This window comes from Amycolatopsis sp. WAC 04197, assembly GCF_003947475.1.
GTDB lineage: Bacteria > Actinomycetota > Actinomycetes > Mycobacteriales > Pseudonocardiaceae > Amycolatopsis > Amycolatopsis japonica.
In genome coordinates, this window is sequence record NZ_QHJK01000014.1 from 229,526 (window position 1) to 246,045 (window position 16,520).

The 16,520-nt window shown below is 68.3% G+C and carries 17 protein-coding genes; 7 read left to right on the top strand and 10 right to left on the bottom strand.

Annotated features, from left to right (window positions below):
* Positions 1 to 41: 41 nt before the first annotated feature.
* Positions 42 to 1,610, bottom strand: a complete 1,569-nt coding sequence (locus tag DMC64_RS38410) for an FAD-dependent monooxygenase (protein WP_158634313.1) — start codon at positions 1,608 to 1,610, stop codon at positions 42 to 44.
* A gap of 44 nt (positions 1,611 to 1,654) precedes the next feature.
* Entirely contained in the window at positions 1,655 to 3,106 is a 1,452-nt protein-coding gene (locus DMC64_RS38415; RefSeq protein WP_037347717.1) for a DHA2 family efflux MFS transporter permease subunit, read from the bottom strand.
* A 277-nt stretch (positions 3,107 to 3,383) separates the two neighbouring features.
* Here DMC64_RS38415 and DMC64_RS38420 point away from each other — a divergent pair, with 277 nt between their 5' ends.
* Positions 3,384 to 4,442, top strand: coding sequence for a methyltransferase (locus DMC64_RS38420; protein WP_052121286.1), 1,059 nt, complete (start codon positions 3,384 to 3,386; stop codon positions 4,440 to 4,442).
* Between the two features lie 213 nt (positions 4,443 to 4,655).
* On the opposite strand, the gene DMC64_RS38430 is transcribed toward DMC64_RS38420, so the two are convergent.
* Positions 4,656 to 5,066 (bottom strand): MarR family transcriptional regulator, encoded by a 411-nt coding sequence (locus DMC64_RS38430; protein WP_037347720.1) that lies wholly within the window; start codon positions 5,064 to 5,066, stop codon positions 4,656 to 4,658.
* Positions 5,067 to 5,153: 87 nt separating this feature from the next.
* On the opposite strand from DMC64_RS38430, the gene DMC64_RS38435 reads away from it, so the two are divergent.
* From DMC64_RS38435 to DMC64_RS38445, 3 genes are all read left to right on the top strand, one after another.
* Complete coding sequence (locus DMC64_RS38435) at positions 5,154 to 6,230, top strand: substrate-binding domain-containing protein (RefSeq protein WP_255432919.1); 1,077 nt, start codon at positions 5,154 to 5,156, stop codon at positions 6,228 to 6,230.
* Positions 6,231 to 6,314: 84 nt separating this feature from the next.
* Positions 6,315 to 6,824, top strand: a complete 510-nt coding sequence (locus DMC64_RS38440; protein ID WP_370325632.1) for an AmiS/UreI family transporter — start codon at positions 6,315 to 6,317, stop codon at positions 6,822 to 6,824.
* A gap of 27 nt (positions 6,825 to 6,851) precedes the next feature.
* Positions 6,852 to 7,850 carry an aliphatic amidase gene (locus DMC64_RS38445; protein WP_125737508.1) on the top strand — a complete coding sequence of 333 codons (999 nt, stop codon included), beginning with the start codon at positions 6,852 to 6,854 and terminating at the stop codon, positions 7,848 to 7,850.
* Here DMC64_RS38445 and DMC64_RS38450 read toward each other — a convergent pair.
* Positions 7,831 to 8,322, bottom strand: a complete 492-nt coding sequence (locus tag DMC64_RS38450) for a hypothetical protein (protein WP_125737509.1) — start codon at positions 8,320 to 8,322, stop codon at positions 7,831 to 7,833. The two genes, DMC64_RS38445 and DMC64_RS38450, sit on opposite strands and share 20 nt — an antisense overlap.
* A gap of 64 nt (positions 8,323 to 8,386) precedes the next feature.
* On the opposite strand from DMC64_RS38450, the gene DMC64_RS38455 reads away from it, so the two are divergent.
* Positions 8,387 to 8,851, top strand: a complete 465-nt coding sequence (locus DMC64_RS38455; protein ID WP_125737510.1) for an SRPBCC family protein — start codon at positions 8,387 to 8,389, stop codon at positions 8,849 to 8,851.
* On the opposite strand, the gene DMC64_RS38460 is transcribed toward DMC64_RS38455, so the two are convergent.
* Complete coding sequence (locus DMC64_RS38460) at positions 8,791 to 10,206, bottom strand: MFS transporter (RefSeq protein WP_125737563.1); 1,416 nt, start codon at positions 10,204 to 10,206, stop codon at positions 8,791 to 8,793. The genes DMC64_RS38455 and DMC64_RS38460 overlap by 61 nt on opposite strands.
* Before the next feature lie 127 nt (positions 10,207 to 10,333).
* Here DMC64_RS38460 and DMC64_RS38465 point away from each other — a divergent pair, with 127 nt between their 5' ends.
* Positions 10,334 to 10,762 carry a helix-turn-helix domain-containing protein gene (locus DMC64_RS38465; protein WP_125737511.1) on the top strand — a complete coding sequence of 143 codons (429 nt, stop codon included), beginning with the start codon at positions 10,334 to 10,336 and terminating at the stop codon, positions 10,760 to 10,762.
* Between the two features lie 8 nt (positions 10,763 to 10,770).
* Entirely contained in the window at positions 10,771 to 11,745 is a 975-nt protein-coding gene (locus DMC64_RS38470; RefSeq protein WP_125737512.1) for an ROK family transcriptional regulator, read from the top strand.
* On the opposite strand, the gene DMC64_RS38475 is transcribed toward DMC64_RS38470, so the two are convergent.
* The 5 genes from DMC64_RS38475 to ligD form a co-directional block, all read right to left on the bottom strand.
* A complete protein-coding gene (locus tag DMC64_RS38475) occupies positions 11,723 to 13,111 on the bottom strand; it encodes an amino acid permease (RefSeq protein WP_125737513.1) in 1,389 nt (462 codons plus the stop codon). The genes DMC64_RS38470 and DMC64_RS38475 overlap by 23 nt on opposite strands.
* A gap of 32 nt (positions 13,112 to 13,143) precedes the next feature.
* Complete coding sequence (locus DMC64_RS38480) at positions 13,144 to 14,508, bottom strand: aminotransferase class V-fold PLP-dependent enzyme (protein ID WP_125737514.1); 1,365 nt, start codon at positions 14,506 to 14,508, stop codon at positions 13,144 to 13,146.
* A 79-nt stretch (positions 14,509 to 14,587) separates the two neighbouring features.
* Positions 14,588 to 15,121 (bottom strand): MarR family winged helix-turn-helix transcriptional regulator, encoded by a 534-nt coding sequence (locus DMC64_RS38485; protein WP_123798827.1) that lies wholly within the window; start codon positions 15,119 to 15,121, stop codon positions 14,588 to 14,590.
* 114 nt (positions 15,122 to 15,235) lie between these two features.
* Positions 15,236 to 15,508 carry a hypothetical protein gene (locus DMC64_RS38490; protein ID WP_125737515.1) on the bottom strand — a complete coding sequence of 91 codons (273 nt, stop codon included), beginning with the start codon at positions 15,506 to 15,508 and terminating at the stop codon, positions 15,236 to 15,238.
* Positions 15,509 to 15,568: 60 nt separating this feature from the next.
* Positions 15,569 to 16,486 carry a non-homologous end-joining DNA ligase gene (ligD, locus tag DMC64_RS38495; protein ID WP_125737516.1) on the bottom strand — a complete coding sequence of 306 codons (918 nt, stop codon included), beginning with the start codon at positions 16,484 to 16,486 and terminating at the stop codon, positions 15,569 to 15,571.
* Positions 16,487 to 16,520: the final 34 nt, after the last annotated feature.

The following is a 16,520-nucleotide window of genomic DNA, read 5'->3' on the forward strand; positions in this document are numbered from 1 at the left end:
CCCGGGCGAGGCGCTCGGACCTCGACACCTCCACCTGCCTCTCACCGGGTTCTGGCGAGCAGAGCACGTAACTCGGGTTCCGGGTCCTGATCGCCGTCGGCGGACCGCCAGCCGACCACTCCGTCCGGCCGCACGAGCGCCGCGCCGCGCTCGGTGATGCCGTACCGGGCGAGAAACCGGCCGTCGGTGTCCGCCAGTCCCGCCCGCTGTCCGATGTGGACGACCCGGAGATCCACGCCGAGCCGCTCCGCCGCGGCACGGGTCGCGTTCGCGACCCGCTCGGCCCGCTCGCCGGCCAGCAAGGTGAACCGGCGGCCGAACAGGTCCATCGTCGACTTGACACCGGGGTCTCCGGCGACCGGGACGTGGGGCGCCCTGGTCCCAGGGCGGCCGCTGGGTTTCTCGTCGTAACCCTGGTCGGCTTCCGGCCTCTCCCGCACGGCGGACGACGCGTACTTGTACCCGAAGACCAGGCTGAAATTGCTCATCAGCGGAACTGACGGGCCTTGTCCGAGCCGGTTCCGGTACCGGGCCACCGCCTGGTTCACCGTGGTGTCCGCGACCGGCCGCCGTTCGGCCTCGTAACTGTCCAGTAAGTCCGGCCCGGCGCTTCCACGCAACACCTGGGCGAGCTTCCAGGACAGATTGAAGGCGTCCTGGATTCCCGTGTTCGCCCCGAACGCGCCCATCGTCGGCATGACATGCGCGGCGTCTCCCGCCAGCAGCACACGGCCTTGCCGGTAACGGTCGGCCACCCTGGCGGCGACCTCCCAGTACAAGGTGCTCAGCAGGCGGACCGGGAGTTCGGGCACCCCGAACGCGGAGCGAACCAGCTCGGTGCACCGGCCGTCGGAAAGCCGCGCCCCGGCCTCATCGTCCGGTTCGAAAACCGTGGCCAGTGCCCATTGATCGTGATAACGCGCGAGAAAGCCCTTGACCCGCGGACCGTCCAAAAAGCACACCGGCGGAATTCGCCTGCCCAGTTCGTCGTCCACGTCGGCCTGGAACAGGATGCTCACCCACGGCGAGATCGTGCCGAAACCGTGCATGCCGATACCCAGCCGATCCCGGACCGGGCTCCGTCCACCGTCCGCGGCGATCAGGTAGTCGGCGTGGATCACTCGTCGCAGGCCGGTGCTCTCGTCGCGCACCACGGCTCGCACCCCGTCCGGTTCTTCACTCCAGGAAACCATTCGGGTGCCGAACCGGACGTCCGCACCGAGTTCCGCCGCCCGGTCGAGAAGGATCGGTTCCAACCGGCTCTGCGCGATCAATACCTTACGTTCCCACAGATTCTCGAACAGGTCCTCGACCTGGTCACCCTCCTCCCGGCCCATGCCGATCTCGGCACCGGTGAGGCTGGTGAACCGCCGGGGCACCCCGCCGTCGACCGGGAGCTCCTCACGCCGGACCGCCGCACCGATCCCGGCGAGGCGGAAGATCTCGGTGGTGCGCGGGTTGTAGGACAGCGCCCTCGGATGGATCGAAGTGCCCGGGTGACGTTCGACCAGGATCGACGAAATTCCCTGCCACGAAAGCAACATCGAAGCGGCGAGACCGGTCAGCCCGCCACCGGCGATCAGCACTTGGGTCTGGTCATCGGATGTCATACCGAAATGCTGCCGGTGGCGGGACGAGCGGTGCTGGAACGCCGCTATGCCGTGGCGGGAGCCGCTTCCTCGACGGGAACCCGGAACGGGCCGGGAAGGCATACGGACGCGATCGCCGCCACCACACTGAAACCGACCACCAGCCAGTAGGTGTCACCGAAGGCGATCACCGAGGTCGTGCTGCCGCCGCGCTGCAGCAGCACGGCGGCGGCCGCGATACCGACCGCACCACCGAGCTGGTTCAGAATGAACAGGCCGCCGGTGGCCCGGGCAGCCGCCTCCGGGGCGACCGCCCGGTACATGAACGCCATGGTCGGCGGGATCGTCGCGCCGACCCCGAACCCGGCGAGCGCGATTCCGATCGCCAGCACCACCTGGTTGCTGTCCGAGCCGAGCTGTGTGTAGAGCAGCGTGCCGAGTGCCGCTATCAGCATGGCGATCGGCGAAGTCACCCTCGGCGTGTAGGTGGCCCCGAGGCGCACCGCGATCATCGTGCCGAGCGCGCTGAACGCCAGCGGGATGAGCAGCAGCCCGGCGTGCACGGCGCCGAATCCGCGAATCTGCTGGTAATAGAGCGGCGTCAGGAACAGCAGAATGTTCGCGACCGCACCGATCGGGAACATCACCGCGACCGCCATGGTGAAGCCGCGCCGGGCGAAGAGCCGGACATCGATCAACGGCGTGATCCTGCCGCGCAGCGCGTGTGCCAGGTAGGCCAACAGGAACACCGCGCCCAGAATCAGGGTCACGACCACCTTCGCCGAGCCGAAACCACCCTCGTGCGCCGCGGTGGACAACGCGTACACCAAGGCCGCGAATCCGGGCGAGAGCAACAGCAGGCCGAGCAGATCCAGCTTGTGGCCTGCCGAATCGCCGTCGGTGTCGGCGGGCACGGCCTTGATCGCGAACAACAGGGCGAAGACGCCGATCGGCAGGTTGATCAGGAACATCCACCGCCAGCTGACCTGATCCACCAGCAAACCACCGAGCAGCGGGCCGAGCACGGGCCCGACGGTGAGCGGGATCGAGATCAGCCCCATGGCCTTGGCGACCCGGTGCGGGCCGGCCGCGCGAGCCAGGACCGCCTGCACCACCGGGACGATCATGCCACCGCCGAGTCCTTGCACCACCCGGAACGCGATGAGGCTTTCCACGGACCAGGCCATCCCGCACAGCGCCGAACCGAGTACGAAGAGGCTGACCGAGACGAGCCACATCCGCTTGCCACCGAACCGGTCGACCGCCCAGCCGGAGAGCGGGATCGCCACCGAGACGGCGAGAAGATAGCCGGCGGTGACCCACTGAATGGTGGACAGCGGTGACGCGAACTCCGCGGTGAGGGTCTTGATACCGACGTTGACGATCGTCTCGTCCAGCAACGCCAGCAACATACCCAGCAGCAGAACGATGGCCATCCTGATGAATGAGGCATCCAGCCCGTCCGGCGGACCGGACTCGGTGGTGCCGATGTCGGTACTGATGTCGCTGTTCGTCATATCCAACCGCCAAGGAACGTCGGGAATCTACGGAACACGTCGGGGTCGAGCCCCCTCACCCGCACTCTACTGCATGCACATGCAGCTAGTTAAGCGCTGTGCAAACTCGGTGTCGAACGTATTTTCACCCATTTGCAAGAACAAGCCCGTCATCCGATCGCTCAGTAGATGCATGCGCATGGAGTTGAATCGAATGTAGCAGCCCTCGCCGTGCTCCACCGGGACTCCAGCGGGCCGGGTCAGGATGACCCTCGACGCTGCCGGACAAGGAGAGACGATGCGCCTGAACGCACATACCGGGGTGGAACCGCTGACACCCGCACCGCTGATGCAGATCGCCGACGGTTTCCGGATCGCCAAGGTGTTGGCCGTCGCGCTCGAATTGGAGATCTTCGCCAATCTGAGGGACGGCGGCACCACCACGGCCGAGGAGTTCTCCGAGCGCTACCGGATCCACCGGCGTCCGGCACGGATGTTGCTCGCCGCGTGCGCCTCGCTCGGCCTGCTCGACCGCGTCGACGGCCGGTATCGCAATTCCGCGATCTCCGAAGAGTTCCTGGTACCCGGTAAGCGCTATTACTTCGGCGACCTGGTGCGGTTCACCGATCGCCGGGAGTACGGCGCGTGGGATCGGCTGGAATGGGCGATCCGCAACAACCGGCCCACGACCTGGGACCCGGACTCGACCGAGGAGACCGATCTGTTCTCCGGAGACGGCGCCATGCTCGACATGTTCTGGAGCATGCTGTCCTCCGGCGCCATGTACACCGCCCGTTCGCTCGCCGCGTCATTCGACTTCCGCCCGTACGACCGGCTGCTCGACGTCGGCGGCGCGGCGGGCGCGTTCTGCATCGAACTGTGCTCTCACTACTCGCGGTTGGAGGCGACCGTCTACGACCTCGAGTTCGTCTGCGAGGGTGCGCGGAAGGCGATCTCCGAAGCCGGGCTCTCCGATCGAATCGACACCCACGCCGGCGACTTCTTCCAGCAGGAACTGCCGAGCGGATACGACCTCATGCTGCTGTCCAACGTGCTGCACGACTGGGGCGAGGGGGACAACCGGAAGCTGCTCGGAAAGTGCCACGCCGCGTTGGCGGACGGCGGCACCCTGCTCATCGCCGAGTCGTTCGTGAACGACGACGAAACCGGTCCGGTGGCGGGCGCGATCAGCAGTCTGAACATGCTGATCGAGACGACGGAGGGCCAGAACTACACTCGCGCCGAATACACCGCCTGGCTGACCGAAGCAGGCTTCATCGACGTCCGTACCGCCGGCTTGATCATCGACGCCCCCGGCGCGAACGGGTTGCTGGTCGCCCAAAAAGGTGGAAAGTGAGGGCACCGCGGCGACCTTGTCCTCGACCAGGCTTCGACGAAGAGATCGAGGTCATGGCGCCTTCTTTCCCCGCGAAGTAGTCCATCCGCGGCCGGGGTGACAGCGGGACTCGGTGTTCTCGCCCTGCTGGTCGCCCCGGTCCTCGGCATCGTCACGCCGACGAAGGCGAAAGCACCGGCACGGTCGATGCCGTACCCGCCGCACGGCTGACCTTCAGCCGCCGAGACCCCGCAGCGCCACGAGCACTTCGTCCGGCACGTCGAGCCGGGCTTCGGCCTCGGAGACCTTCGCGGCCACGCGCCGGTACGTCGCCCGGCCACGGGCGCTGAGGTGGACGAGCACGCGGCGCCTGTCGGCGGCGTCGACCTCGCGGTAGGCCTGCGCGGTGGTCACCAGTTTGTCCACCACCCTGGTCAACGTCGGGGCGGTGGCCAGCGTCCGGTCGGCGAGGTCGGCCATGGCGAGACCGCCCTTGCCGTTCAGCGCGTCCAGCACCAGCCACTGGTCCAAGGTGAGGCCTTCCTTGGCGAGCACCTGCTCGACCCTGGCGGCGACGGCCCGGGCGGCGCGGGTGAGTGAGCCGGTGAGCGACGTTCCGGCGGTCGTGACGCCGTGTGTCCCCATATCCCGTCCCCTTGCCAAAACCGGACACCCTCGCGATACTTCCAGGTGAAAGCACTTCGACCTTACCGGGCCACCGCACGGAGCGCCATGCCCCTACGCCTCGCCACCCGGCCCCGCGACGACACCTGGCGTGTGGCCATGGTGGTCCCGTTGCAGGGGCCCGCCGGGCTGTTCGGCCCCTCGTGCGAGGCGATCACGGAGCTGGCCGTCCACGAACTCAACGATTCCGGCGGCATCCTCGGCAGGCAGGTCGAGGCCGAGGTGGTCGACGGCGGCGGCAGTCCCGCGCGGGTAGCCGAGGACTTGCGGCGTCTCGTCGACAACGGACAGGTCGACGCGGTGAGCGGCTGGCACATCTCGTCGGTCCGGCACGCGCTCGCGCCGGTCGCGGCGGACAGGATCCCGTACGTGTACACCTCGCTCTACGAAGGCGGCGAACGCCGCTCGGGCATCTTCTGCACGGGCGAGACACCGCGGTGCCAGATCGAGCCGGCACTGCGGTGGCTGCGCGATCACCTCGGCACCCGGCGCTGGTTCGTCGTCGGCGACGACTACGTCTGGCCTCACCGGTCGACCCGCGCGATCCGGCAGTACGCCAAGGATCTCGACCTGCGTATCACCGGCGAGGCGTTCGTCGGGCTCGGCGCGGGCGATATGTCCACTGTGGTCCGCCGGATCGAACAGTCCACAAGCGACGGTGTGCTCATGTTGCTGGTCGGGCAGGACGCGGTGCGCTTCAACCGGGCCTTCGCCGCGCACGGGCTCAGCGACCGGCTCGTCCGGTTCAGCCCGTTGATGGAGGAGAACATGCTCCTGGCGAGCGGCGCGAACGCCACCGGCAACCTCTACGTCTCCGCCGCCTACTTCCGGTCCATGGTCACCGCCGACGCGATGGACCTGCTCGGCCGCTACGTCGACCGCAACGGACCTGGGGCCCCCGCACTGAACAACGCCGCCGAATCCTGTTACGAGGGACTGCACACGCTGGCAGAACTCGTCCGCCGGGCGGGGACTTCGGAACTTCCCGCGCTCAACGCGGCGATCGACGGCGTCGCCTACCACGGCCCTCGCGGCACGATCGAATTCCGTGGACAGCAGGCCGACCAGCACGTCCATCTCGCGATCGCCGACGGGTACGACTTCGAAGTCCTCACCAGGCTCTGAAATCCGCCCTCTTGACTCGCTCCGGCACACCACATACTTTCATTTGAAATTATTCCAAGTGACGCCGATTACGCGGAGGTGAGCGTGGGCAACGTGGGCCTGCTCTACGTCGGCGCCGCTCTGATGATCAACGGCCTGATGCTGCTCGGCCGGATACCGCCGCGGTCGGCGGCGGTGCTGAACCTGTTCGTCGGCGCGCTCCAATGCGTCACCCCGACCGTGTTGATCGTGCAGGCGGGCGGCGACCGGGACGCGATCCTGGCCGCGTCCGGCCTGTACCTGTTCGGTTTCACCTACCTGTACGTCGGCATCGCGAACCTCGCGGACCTCGCACCCGAGGGCATCGGCTGGTTCTCGCTCTTCGTGGCGGGTGCCGCCGTGGTGTACGCGGGAATCGCCTTCTGGCACGACGGCGATCCGGTGTTCGGGGTCATCTGGCTTTCCTGGGCGCTGTTGTGGACCTTGTTCTTCCTGGTTCTCGGCCTCGGAAAAGAACATCTGACGCGATTCACCGGCTGGACCGCCCTGCTGCTCAGCCAGCCGACGTGCACGGTGCCCGCCTTCCTCGGCCTCACCGGCGTTTACCCGTCCTGAAAAACCGTTCGGAGAAAAGGAGTCTTCATGCGACACGGTGACATTGCCGCCAGCCCGGACACGGTCGGCGTCGCGGTGGTCAACTACAAGATGCCGCGGCTGCACACCAAGGCCGAAGTCCTCGCCAACGCCCGCAAGATCGCCGAAATGGTGGTGGGCATGAAATCCGGCCTTCCCGGCATGGACCTCGTGGTGTTCCCCGAATACTCGACGCAGGGCATCATGTACGACCCGAAGGAAATGTACGAGACCGCCGCGACGATTCCCGGCGAGGAGACCGAGATCTTCGCCGCCGCGTGCCGTGAGGCCCAGACGTGGGGCGTCTTCTCCATCACCGGCGAGCGGCACGAAGACCACCCCAACAAGCCGCCGTACAACACGCTCGTGCTCATCAACGACCGCGGCGAGATCGTCCAGAAATACCGCAAGATCCTGCCGTGGTGCCCGATCGAAGGCTGGTACCCCGGCGAGGACACCTACGTCAGCGACGGCCCCAAGGGCATGAAGATCTCGCTGATCATCTGCGACGACGGGAACTACCCGGAGATCTGGCGCGACTGCGCGATGAAGGGCGCCGAACTGATCGTGCGCTGCCAGGGCTACATGTACCCGGCGAAGGAGCAGCAGATCCTGATCGCCAAGGCGATGGCGTGGGCCAACAACTGTTACGTGGCCGTGGCGAACGCCGCCGGTTTCGACGGCGTGTACTCGTACTTCGGCCATTCCGCGATCATCGGCTTCGACGGGCGCACGCTCGGCGAGACCGGCGAAGAGGAATACGGGATCCAGTACGCGCAGCTTTCGGTTTCGGCGATCCGTGACGCGCGGACTTACGACCAGTCGCAGAACCACATCTTCAAACTGCTGCACCGCGGGTACACCGGCGTGCAGGACGCGGACGAAGGCGACAAGGGCGTGGCGGACTGCCCGTTCGACTTCTACAAGCTCTGGGTCACCGACGCCAAGAAGGCGCAGGAAAAGGTGGAGTCGATCACCCGCGACACCATCACTCCTCGGTACCCATGATGAGGACGGTGAGCCGCAGGCCCCTTGACGTGTGGGCGAAACTCAGCGCCAGCGGGACGATCACCAGCGCGAAGTAGATCCACAAAGGCCAGTGGTACAGGTGGTTCAGATGCCACGTTTCCTTGAGGGCGATGAAGAAGGCGCCCCCGGTGACGATGAACCAGCCGCGGGCCTTGTTGGCGAAGGTGGCCATGGTGCGCCGCTGCTCGGCCGTGAACGACTTCGCGACCTCGCGGTGCACCTTGCGCCGCCGCCGGCGTTCCTTGGCGATGGCCACCGGGGGCAACAGCCACCACCAGCGCGAAACGGGCTCGCCGAAGTCCGGGCGCGGCATCTCCTTGAGCGCGCGCAGGTCGTGGAACCGCTCGCTCTCCTCGCGGAGTTCGAGCGCGCCCTGATACATCGGCCCGGCGACGAGAAGCCAGCCACCGAGGAAGGCGGACCAGGCGATGAAGTACTCGATGTGGATCACCCCTCCCCGGACTACCGCCGTCCGTGATCCGCGATGATCACCCTATCCGCCCTAGACTCGGCCCATGGACAGGATCGACAGCGGCAGCCGGACGATCGCCGCCCCGCCCGAGACCGTCTACCAGGCACTCCTCGACCGGGAGTCGCTCGAAGCCTGGCTGCCGCCCGAAGGGATGCGCGGCCGGATCGAGCACTGGGATCCGCGGCCCGGCGGCGGTTTCCGGATGACCCTCACCTACCTCGACGCGTCCGCCGCGCCCGGCAAATCGTCGGACGCGACGGACGTCGTCGAGGTCGGGTTCGCCGACCTGGTACCCGCGGAACGCGTGGTGCACAAGGCCGTCTTCGAATCCGAAGACCCGGCCTTCGCGGGCACCATGACGATGACCTGGGAGCTGGCCGCCGCGGGTGACGGCACCGAGGTGACCGTCACCGCGACGGACGTGCCGTCCGGGATCGACCAGGCCGATCACGAGGCCGGGATCGCCTCTTCGCTGGCCAACCTGGCTTCCTTCGCCGAGACGCGCTGACGGCCGGACGCGATGATGATCGCGGCGAGCACGGCCATCACCAGCGGCACGACCAGCGCCGCCCGGTATCCGCCGAGCGCCGCCTCGGGCGAACCACCCGCGCCGAGGGCGGCGACGTTGACGGCGGTCACCGCGGACAGCCCGAGCGCCGCGCCGAACTGGAACGCCGTGTACAGCAGACCACCCGCGAGCCCCTGTTCGTCCTCGGCGATCCCGTCGGTGGCGACGATCGTCAGCGGACCGTAGGCGAGCGCGAAGCCGAGCCCCAGGATGATCATCGACGGGAACATCGCCGCGTACGTCCAGTCCATGCCCAGCGGCAGGAAGAGCGCGTAGGACACGGCCGCGAGCACGAACCCGCCGAAGATCAGCCGCGTGTTGCCGAACCTCGCCACCAGCCGCGGGGTGAGCGTCGGCGCGAGGATCGCGTCGATCCCGACCGCGAGCAGCGCCAGGCTCGTTTCCAGCGTCGACCAGCCCCGGAGTTCCTGCAGGTACAGCGTGACCAGGAACTGGAACCCGAAGAACGAACCCGCGAACAGCAGGGCGCTGACGTTCGCCCGCACCAGCGGCCCCGACCTCAGGATGCCGAGGCGCACCAGCGGCGCGGGCGAGCGGCGTTCGACGGACACGAAGGCCATCAGCGCGGCCACTCCCCCGGCGAACGAGGCCACGGTCCAGCCCCAGCCCTGCCCCGGGTGTTCCAACCGGACCACGGCGTAGGCGATCAGCAGCATCGCCGTCGTGACGGTGACCGCTCCGGCGAAGTCCAGGCGACGCGGGCCGCGTTCGTCGCGAGCGGGTTCCTTGATCAGCCAGAGCGCGGCGAGCAGGATGATCGCGGACAGGATCACCGGCGTGAAGAACACCCAGCGCCAGTCGATCCTGGCCAGCAGGCCGCCGATGACGAGGCCGAGCGAGAAACCGCCCGCCCCGGTGCCGGCGTAGAACAACAGGGCCTTGTTGCGTTTCGGGCCCTCTTCGAAGCTCGTGGTGATGATGGACAGGCCCGCCGGGGTCATGAAGGCCGCGGCGACGCCGGTGACGAACCGGGCGAGCAGCAGCATCCAGCCTTCGGTGGCGAAACCGCCCAGCCCGGAGAAGACCAGGAACACCACCAGCCAGCCGACGAACATGCGGCGGCGGCCGTACAGGTCGGCGGCGCGCCCGCCCAGCAGCATGAATCCGCCGTAGCCGAGCACGTAGGCGCTCACCACGCCGCTCAGCGTGGCGGTCGACAGGCCGAGTTCGGCCCGGATGGACGGTAGCGCCACGTTCAGCATCGCGACGTCGATGCCCTCCAGGAAGATGGCGCCGCACAGCACCAGGAGCACGCCCCAGGCCCGCCCGCCCATCCGGTCGGCGCGCGGAAGCGTTTGCGAGTTGCTCAAGATCGGATCTCCCTCAGTGAACGGGAACCGACGGTTACTCATCGGCCGGTCGGTTCCCTCTTGTAACCAAGGGGATCTTCCGTCACTATCGATGACCATGGAAGAAGGCACTTTGAACTCACCTAGTCGTTGTGAACTCACCGAAGGGGACTACGAGGCCTTCCAGTGGGACACGCGTGAGGACTGCGAGGTCCGCCAGATCCTGGACCGGGTGGCGGACAAGTGGTCGCTACTGGTGATCGCGCTGCTGGACCGCAACACCCTGCGGTTCACCGAGCTCAAGTACAAGATCGACGGCATCAGCCAGCGCATGCTCACCACCACGCTGCGCCACCTGGAACGCGACGGGCTGGTGAACCGGACCGTCTATCCGGTGGTGCCGCCCCGGGTCGAGTACGCGCTGACGCCGCTGGGCATGACGCTGCACCAGACCATCCAGTCGCTGGTCACCTGGACCGAGGACCACCAGAGCGAAATCGCCCTCGCGCGCGCCCAGTACGACAAACGCGTCACCGCCTAGGGAGTCGCATGGCCAGGCTGTCCGGAGGGGATCCGTCACTGCTGCGGCGGCTCAACGCCATCGCCGTCCTGCGCGCGCTGTACGCGGCGGAGGAGCTCACCCTCTCGGAACTGGTCAAGGCGAGCGAGGTCTCCCGGCCGACCGTCGAGGAGATCGCCGCGGACCTCGGCGAACAGGGCCTGGTCGAGGAGGTCCCGCTCTCCCCCGGCGCGCCGCGGCCGCGGGGCAGACCCGCCAAGCGGTACCGGTTCCGCCAGGAGTCCGGGCACGTCGCCGGCCTCGAGATCGGCCCGCATCAGGCGTTGTGCCTGGTCGCCGACCTGCGGGGCGACGTCGTCGGACGGGCGAGGGCCGGGCTCACCCCGGAAACGGCCGCAGCGGACCGGCTCGGCGCCGCGCACCGGGTGCTCGGCACGGCCGTCGAGGGCCACGCCAACGTGCGGATGCTCGGCGTCGGCACCACCGGCGTGGTGTCCGGCGGCAAGGTCGTCCACAACTACCGGCTTCCCGGCTGGACCGGCGTCGACCTGCCCGCGGAGTTCGCCGGCGGCTGCCCGGTGCTGGCCGGGAACGACACCGACCTCGCGACCTTGGCCGAACACTGGCGCGGCGCCGCGCACGGCCTCGACGACGTCGTCTACGTGCGGGCCGGGGCCGCCGTCTCGCTGGGCCTGCTGCTCGGCGGGAAACCGCACGCGGGCCACCACGGCGCGGCGGGCGAGATCGGCGCCCTGCGGCAGGCCGACGGGTTCGTCGAGCTCGTCGCCGCCACGGTCCTCGCCGTCGACCCCGAGCTGGTGGTGATCGGCGGCTCGGACGCGGAGTTGGCGACACGGCTGCGCGCCGAACTCGCCCGGCTGGCGCTGTTCCCGGTGCGCGTCGCGACGTCGGCGCTCGGCGAAGACGCGGTCGCGCTCGGCGCGGTCCGGCTGGCGCTGAGCCGGGTGGAGCGCGAGTTGTTCAGCGTCGCGGACGTCGCCTGAGCAGGCTGATCGCCACGATCAGCACGGCCACCGCGCCACTGGTGAACAGCTGCGTCCGCGCGTCGGCGTCCGTCCACATGAGAACGAGGACGCCCGCCATGGCCAGCAGCGCGACCCAGCTGAGCCACGGGAAACCCCACATCCGCACCGGCAGGTCGGCGGCCGTGCCGTCGCGTTCCGCCGCCTTCCGCAGCCGCAGCTGGGAGACGGCGACGAAGATCCAGACCAGCAGGATGTTCGCCCCGATGGCGTTCAGCAGGAACGGAAGCACGTGTTCGGGGGCGAGGAAGTTCAGCAACACGGCCACGAAACCGAAGGCCACCGACGCGAGCACCGCCGTCCTCGGGACGCCCGCGCCGGACAGTTTCAGCATCGCGCGCGGCGCTTCACCGCGTTCGGCCAAGGAGAACACCATCCGCGAGGCGCCGTAAAGGTTCGCGTTGAGCGCCGAGAGCAACGACGTCAGCACGACGAAACTCATCAGCAGTGCCGCCGACGGCACCCCGACCTTGTCCAGGATGGTGACGAAGGGGCTGGTGTTGGCCGAAGCGGATTCCCACGGCAGCAACAGCACCATCAGCGCCACGGAACCGATGTAGAACAGGAGTAGCCGCACGATGACCGTGCGCGTGGTGCGGCGGATCGAACCGGCCGGATCGTCGGACTCCGCGGCCGCGATGGTCACCAGTTCCATACCGCCGAAGGAGAACGCGACCGCGAGCAGACCGGTCAGCACGCCTTGGAGGCCGTTGGGCAGGAAACCGCCGTGCCCGGTGAGATTGCTCAGCCCGACCGGCGTCGTCCCCGGCAGGACCCCGAACACCGCCAGCGTGCCGAGCACGAGGAAGGCGACCACAGCGGTCACCTTGATCGCGCCGAACCAGAACTCGAATTCCCCGAACGAGCGCACGGCGAACAGGTTCACCACGGTCAGCACCGCCATGAACAGCAGCACCCAGGTCCACTGGGGAACCCCGGGCAGCAACCCGTTCGCGATCCCGGCCGCCGCGGTCGCCTCGGCGGCGACCACGACCACCAGCAGCGACCAGTACAGCCAGCCGACGGTGAACCCGGCCCAGCGGCCGAGCGCCTTCTCCGCGTACACCGAGAACGAACCGCTGCTCGGCTCGGCGGCGGCCATCTCGCCCAGCATGCGCATCACGAGCACCATGAGCAGGCCCGCGACCACATAGGACAGCAGGATGCCGGGGCCCGCGGTCTTGATCCCCGCGCCGGTGCCGACGAACAGCCCGGCGCCGATCGCCCCGCTGATGGCCAGCATGGTGACGTGCCGCCGCCGGAACCCGGTGCCGAGCGATTTCGGCTCGATCGCGGTCACGGGTTCGGCGGGACCTGGTGCGGGCATGGTGGATCCATTCGTCTGCGGTACTGGCGAGCTCAACCGCGGGACAACTCTTCCAGCCGTTCGTGCAGCCGGTCGACGTGGTCCTCGCTTTCGGGCTTCATCAGCACGCTACGCAGGATCCTCGCGCCGTCCGCATCCGCGTCGACCCCGGTGTGACGCAGACCGAACTGCGCCTCGCCGATCCGCAGCGTGCTGAGGAACACCGGCTCCCTCGCCGCGGCCATACCGGTGCGCAGGATCCGCGCGCTCTCCTCGTCGATCCTCGACAGCGAACGCGGCTCCGTCCTGGGGAAGTAGGTGACGATGTCGAGTTCCGGTGGCTGGTACAGGTCGAACCGCTCGGAGTCCTCCAGCAGTTTCGCCCACCGCAACGCCGCGCGGCGCCCGGCCGCGAGCACCCGGCCCAGTCCGTCGGGGGTGGGCGGCAGGACGCGGAAGGTGAGCCACAGCGCCGCGGCGGCCGCCCCCGCCCGGGAGCATTCGAGGCTGATCTCGCCGAGATGCAGCTCTTCCGAGGTGAAGTAGGTGTACGGCGAATCGTGCAGGAAGAACCGGCCCACCCCGGGGTCGGAGAACAGCACCGCGCCGCAGCCGTAGGGCTGGAGGCCGTGCTTGTGCGGATCGATGACGATCGAGTCGGCCTCGGCGATGGCCAGCCACGGGGCTTCGGGCAGCCCTTCGGGACCGTCCAAACCGGACAGAAGCCGGAAGAATCCCCCGTAGGCGGCGTCGACGTGCACCCGGACGCCGTAGCGCTCGCGCAGCGCCAGCGCTTCGTGGATCGGCTCCACCGTGCCCAGCGCGGTCGTCCCGGCGGTGAGGACGACGGTGCCGATCTTCCCGGTGCGCAGCAGATCTTCGAGCGCGTCGAGGTCCATCGCGCCACGCCCGTCGACGGGAACCGTATGCCCCTCGACACCGAGGACGCCGCACATCCGTCCGTGCGTGTAGTGCGCCTCGGCGCTGTACGCGATCCCCTTGCCCGGATGCGTTTCCCGCGCGACGAACAGCGCCTCGAGGTTCGCGATCGTGCCACTGGTGGTCAGATGCCCCAGATGCTCCCGGTAGCCGAACATCGTGGCCAGTGCCTGGACGACCTCGCGTTCCATCTCGGCCGTCGCGGGACCGCCGTCGAGCGCGTGGTTGTTGGGGTTGACCAGCATCGCGGTCAGGTAGCCGACCACGGCGGCCGGATGCGGCGGTTTGAGCATCTGGCCGGCGTAGGACGGGTGGAAGAACGGATAGTTGTCCTTCAGCCGCTCGGTGAGCTCCTCGAACGCCGTTTCGAACCGCCCGTCGGAGATCTCCAGCGACGGATGCGGCCGGACGGGGGTGAACGTCTCCGCCCACGCCTCGTTCGACGTCAACGCCTGACCGAGCCAGTACCGGAAGTCCATCAAGGGCGCCCTTCGCTTCGTTCGGCTCCAAAAAACGTAGGAGTCGCCGGAGGTCCCGCGCAACCGTCTTCGGTAGGGGTCAGCTCCCCCGGGTCCGCCGCTCTTCGCCCTTCTCTTCCAGCTGCCGGACGATCTCCCGCAGCGAAGCGGCCAGCTCGGTGCACTTCTCGGAGCTGAGCCGTTCGGTGACGAACGCTTCCTCCTGGTTGAACTCCGGGAAGAGCTCCCGCATCAGCCGCTCCCCCTCCGGGGTCAGCGCGAGCAGCACCAGCCGCCCGTCGACGGGGTGTTTGCGCCGGGTGACCAGGCCGTGCGCCTCCAGGGTCTTCATGACCCCGGTCAGCGTCCCCTTGGTGATCCCGGACTCGGCGGCGACGTGCCTGGTCTCCTTCTCGCCGAAGATCCACACCACCCAGAGCACCACGAACGCGGTCCAGGTGAGGCCCGCGGTGCGCAGTACCGAGTTCTCGAAATGCAGCCGGACCGCGGTCGCGGCGCGGTGGAGGTTGGCCACCGCCTCCATCCGCTCCCACAGCAGCGGGATACCGCCCAGTTTGGCCCGGACGGCGTTCTCGGTCTCGGCCAGCGTGTGATACCCGGTCAACAGCCACATCCTCACCGGTCCCGGAGGCACCAGCCCGGTGGGCACGCACCCCCGCGCACCCGCTCCGCAGATCGTATGCGGAACGGGCGGGAGTCCACAGTGGTCTTTCCGGGTTGCTCTTCGCTAAGCGGCGGGCGCCAAGGGCTCCAGCAGATCCTGTCCTGTTTCGGACAATTCCGCGGGTACCCGGCTGCCGGGAACTCCACCGTCCGGCATCCGGATCAGGCCGGCGTGGGCCAGACGGTGGGCCGTGCTCTGGTCACTGCACGGCAGGCCGTCGACGTAGAGATCGGGCTCCAGGCTGATGGTGATCTCGGCCCTGCCCTGTGCCACGGCTCGCAGCATGGCCAGGGCTCGCGCTGACCAGCCTTCGGGGTCTTTGGTGTGTTCGGTCATTCGGGGTCACTCCTCTGACCTGAGGTTTTCCCGATGGCCACGGTTCAAACATGACTCCGGTCACCGTTGGGGCACGGCCGCGCGATGCTCGGCGATGTCGCCGAACAGGTCGCCCATCTCCTCGACGCGTTCGAGCACCTGCTCGGCGGTGAACAGCAGGTCGGCGGCCTTGCGGCAGGCTTCGACCTCCTCCCAGGTCACCGGCGTGGACACGGTCGGGACGGCCCGGCCGCGCAGCGAGTACGGCGCGATGGTGGTCTTGGCGGTGTTGTTCTGGCTCCAGTCGATGAACACACGGCCGGGGCGGATGGCCTTCGTCATCTTGGCGACGATGGTTTCCGGTGACCGGCGCGCGAGTTCCTCCGCGACGGCCTTGGCGTACTCGGAGGTGCGTTCGTCGGAGCGGGTGCGCACCGGGCAGTACAACTGCATTCCCTTGTTGCCGCTGGTCTTCGCGTACACCGTGAGACCGTCCCCGATGAGCAGGTCGCTGAGCGTCTCGGCCACTCGGCAGCAGTCGACGACGTCCGCGGGCGGTCCGGGATCGAGATCGAACACCAGCAGATCGGGTGATTTCCGGGCGCCACGGGGGCCGACCGTCCACTGTGGAACGTGCAGTTCCAGCGCGGCGAGATTGGCCGCCCACATCAGCGTCGGGAGGTCGCCGACCACCGGGTAGTCGAGCGTCTCGTCCCCGCCCCGGCGGCCGCGGTTGGTGAGCCGCGCGGTGCGCACCCAGTCGGGCGCGTGCCGGGAAACGTTCTTCTCGTAGAACGGTTCGCCGTCGACACCGTCGGGGAACCGGCGGAAGGTGGCGGCGCGGTCGCGCAGATGCGGGAGCATCACCGGGGCTATCCGGCGGTAGTAGTCGAGGACCTCGCGTTTGGTGAAACCGTGCGCGGGATAGAGCACCTTGTCCAGATTGGACAGCCCCAGCCGCCGACCCTCGACCTCGACCGTTATCCGCTCCTCAGGCACCCTTCGACGATAGATCACCGGCGGGGTTTCCGGG

What these genes read in the sequence shown, in the direction of transcription:
- DMC64_RS38475 (WP_125737513.1), bottom strand. Translation starts at nt 13,111, where the DNA reads ATGCCCGCACCAGGTCCCGCCGAACCCGTGACCGCGATCGAGCCGAAA.
- DMC64_RS38455 (WP_125737510.1), top strand. Translation starts at nt 8,387, where the DNA reads ATGGACAGGATCGACAGCGGCAGCCGGACGATCGCCGCCCCGCCCGAG.
- DMC64_RS38465 (WP_125737511.1), top strand. Translation starts at nt 10,334, where the DNA reads ATGACCATGGAAGAAGGCACTTTGAACTCACCTAGTCGTTGTGAACTC.
- DMC64_RS38410 (WP_158634313.1), bottom strand. Translation starts at nt 1,610, where the DNA reads ATGACATCCGATGACCAGACCCAAGTGCTGATCGCCGGTGGCGGGCTG.
- DMC64_RS38430 (WP_037347720.1), bottom strand. Translation starts at nt 5,066, where the DNA reads ATGGGGACACACGGCGTCACGACCGCCGGAACGTCGCTCACCGGCTCA.
- DMC64_RS38445 (WP_125737508.1), top strand. Translation starts at nt 6,852, where the DNA reads ATGCGACACGGTGACATTGCCGCCAGCCCGGACACGGTCGGCGTCGCG.
- DMC64_RS38435 (WP_255432919.1), top strand. Translation starts at nt 5,154, where the DNA reads ATGCCCCTACGCCTCGCCACCCGGCCCCGCGACGACACCTGGCGTGTG.
- DMC64_RS38485 (WP_123798827.1), bottom strand. Translation starts at nt 15,121, where the DNA reads ATGTGGCTGTTGACCGGGTATCACACGCTGGCCGAGACCGAGAACGCC.
- DMC64_RS38470 (WP_125737512.1), top strand. Translation starts at nt 10,771, where the DNA reads ATGGCCAGGCTGTCCGGAGGGGATCCGTCACTGCTGCGGCGGCTCAAC.
- DMC64_RS38460 (WP_125737563.1), bottom strand. Translation starts at nt 10,206, where the DNA reads ATGGGCGGGCGGGCCTGGGGCGTGCTCCTGGTGCTGTGCGGCGCCATC.
- DMC64_RS38415 (WP_037347717.1), bottom strand. Translation starts at nt 3,106, where the DNA reads ATGACGAACAGCGACATCAGTACCGACATCGGCACCACCGAGTCCGGT.
- DMC64_RS38420 (WP_052121286.1), top strand. Translation starts at nt 3,384, where the DNA reads ATGCGCCTGAACGCACATACCGGGGTGGAACCGCTGACACCCGCACCG.
- DMC64_RS38490 (WP_125737515.1), bottom strand. Translation starts at nt 15,508, where the DNA reads ATGACCGAACACACCAAAGACCCCGAAGGCTGGTCAGCGCGAGCCCTG.
- DMC64_RS38480 (WP_125737514.1), bottom strand. Translation starts at nt 14,508, where the DNA reads ATGGACTTCCGGTACTGGCTCGGTCAGGCGTTGACGTCGAACGAGGCG.